The following is a 2340-nucleotide window of genomic DNA, read 5'->3' on the forward strand; positions in this document are numbered from 1 at the left end:
ACCGCCCAGCCGGGCAGCGGCACTCCCGGCGCACCGCCGCCGCCGACGCGCCCGTCGTGGGCCACCACCTGTCCGCCGGTCGCCTCGGCCAGTGCCTGCGCCCGCTCCTGCAAGCGGTGCGGATCGGCGTGCAGGAAGACGGTGACCGGGCTGTCCGGTCCGGCGACCGTGGCCTCCAGTGCCGCCAGGGTCAGTTTGTCGGCGCGCACGGCCCGGGCCAGCGGATGCCGGGCCAGCGCGCGCACCGGTTCGCCGCGGCCCAGCACGATCCCGGCCTGCGGGCCGCCGAGGAGTTTGTCGCCGCTGGCGGTCACCAGATCGGCTCCGGCCGCCAGCACGGTGGCCGCATCGGGTTCGTCCGGCAGCAGCGGGTCGAGGGCCAGCAGGCCGCTGCCCAGGTCCGCCACCAGCGGAATCGAGTGCGCGCCGGCGAGCTCCGCCAACTCGGCCACCTCCACCCCGGCAGTGAAACCGTCGATGCGGAAGTTGCTGGGATGCACTTTGAGCAGACATCCGGTGTCCGGGCCGATCGCCTCGGCGTAGTCGCGCAGGTGGGTGCGGTTGGTGGTGCCCACCTCGCGCAGCCGCGCCCCGGTGGAGGCGATCAGATCCGGCAGCCGGAATCCGGCCCCGATCTCGATCAGTTCCCCGCGCGAGACGATCACCTCCCGGCCGGCGGCCAGGACCGTGGTGGCCAGGACCAGGGCCGCGGCCCCGTTGTTGACCACCAGCGTGTCTTCGGCGGCCGGGCACGCCGCCAGCAGGGCCGCACGGGCACCGGCGCCGCGGGCTCCGCGTGTCCCCGAGCTCAGATCCAGTTCGACGTCGACGTACCCGGCGGCATCGACCAGCGCCTCGACGGCCGCCGCCGACAGCGGTGCGCGTCCCAGATTGGTGTGCACGACGACCCCCGTCGCATTGAGCACCGGAGTCTGGGTGCTCGCCCGGGCCGCAGCCAGTTCGGCGGCCACGGTGCCGGCGACCTGCTCGGGCGGAACCTCCCCGCGGCGGGCCCGCTCCTGAACCGCCCGGATCAGTCCGGCGATGGTGTGCTCGGCCAGACGAGCGCGGGCCGAGACCGCCGCCGCCGAGGCCAGCAGCGCATCGGTCCGCGGAATCGTCCGGCGCGGATCCTGTTGCCCCGCAGCATGATCGACCATGCTGTCCTCCCTCGAGAGCTCACAGCTTGTGGCGGAGACGGACGGGAATCGAACCCGCCAGACCGAGGTACTCGGCCTCACCGGTTTTGAAGACCGGGGGGCCCACCAGGAACCCAGACGCCTCCGCCGATAACCCTAGCCGCCTACGCTCGGGGACGTGAGCGAGCTGAAACGACTGACTCATTACGCCCAGGGCGGCGGCTGCGCGTGCAAGATCCCCGCCGGTGAACTCGAGGATGCGGTCCGCGATCTCATCGGGCCGACCGCTCCGGAGGTACTGGTCGGTCTGGACGACGGCGACGACGCTGCCGCGGTGCGCATCGACAAGGATCTGGCGGTGCTGTCGACCGCCGACTTCTTCACCCCCGTCGTCGACTCCCCCTACGACTGGGGTGCGATCGCCGCGGCCAATGCGCTCTCGGACATCTACGCGATGGGCGGGCGGCCGGTGGTGGCGATCAACCTGGTCGGCTGGCCGCGCGGGGTGCTGCCGATGGAGATGATGACCCAGGTGCTGCGCGGGGGTCTGGACATCGGGACGCAGGCGGGCTGCCCGGTGATCGGTGGGCACACCATCGACGATCCCGAACCCAAGTACGGGATGGCCGTCACCGGGGTGGCCCACCCGGACCGGCTGCTGCGCAACGACGCCGCCGTGGCCGGTCTGCCTCTGACCCTGACCAAACCGATCGGCGTGGGGCTGCTGAACAATCGGCACAAGGCGACCGGCGAGAACTTTCCGCAGGCGATCGCCTCGATGACCACCCTGAACCGTGACGCCGCCGATGCCGCCCTGGAGGCGGGCGTCCGGGCGGCCACCGATGTGACCGGCTTCGGACTGCTCGGGCACCTGTACAAGATGTGTCGCGCCTCGGGGGTCGGGGCCGTGCTCGACGCTGCCGCGGTGCCGGTGCTCGAGGGGGCGGTGGCCGCGCTCAACGACGGCTTCGTCTCCGGCGGCACCCGCCGCAACCTGGACTGGGTGCGCCCGCACGTGCAGACCGGTCCGGGTATCGGCGAGGACGACCTGCTGCTGCTCGCCGACGCGCAGACCTCCGGCGGTCTGCTGGTGGCCGGCGAGGTCCCCGGCTATCCGGTGATCGGTCACCTGGTCGCCGGGCAGCCGCCCGGGCAGCTCACGGTCCGGTGATCGAGTCGCCGGTGATACCGGCGGCCCGCC

The 2340-nt window shown here is 72.6% G+C and carries 2 protein-coding genes and 1 tRNA gene; 1 reads left to right on the top strand and 2 read right to left on the bottom strand.

Going from position 1 to position 2340, the window contains the following annotated elements; translation table 11 throughout:
• Window positions 1-1160, bottom strand: a 1160-nt coding sequence (gene selA / locus GOHSU_RS11910) for an L-seryl-tRNA(Sec) selenium transferase (RefSeq protein ID WP_005941953.1), incomplete at its 3' end; no start/stop codon positions are given.
• A 29-nt stretch (window positions 1161-1189) separates the two neighbouring features.
• Window positions 1190-1285: transfer RNA gene (locus GOHSU_RS11915), tRNA-Sec, on the bottom strand.
• A 32-nt stretch (window positions 1286-1317) separates the two neighbouring features.
• Between GOHSU_RS11915 and selD the strand changes: the two genes are divergently transcribed.
• Window positions 1318-2310 carry a selenide, water dikinase SelD gene (gene selD / locus GOHSU_RS11920; protein ID WP_005941956.1) on the top strand — a complete coding sequence of 331 codons (993 nt, stop codon included), beginning with the start codon at window positions 1318-1320 and terminating at the stop codon, window positions 2308-2310.
• Window positions 2311-2340: the final 30 nt, after the last annotated feature.

Source organism: Gordonia hirsuta DSM 44140 = NBRC 16056, assembly GCF_000333015.1.
GTDB classification, from domain to species: Bacteria; Actinomycetota; Actinomycetes; order Mycobacteriales; family Mycobacteriaceae; genus Gordonia; species Gordonia hirsuta.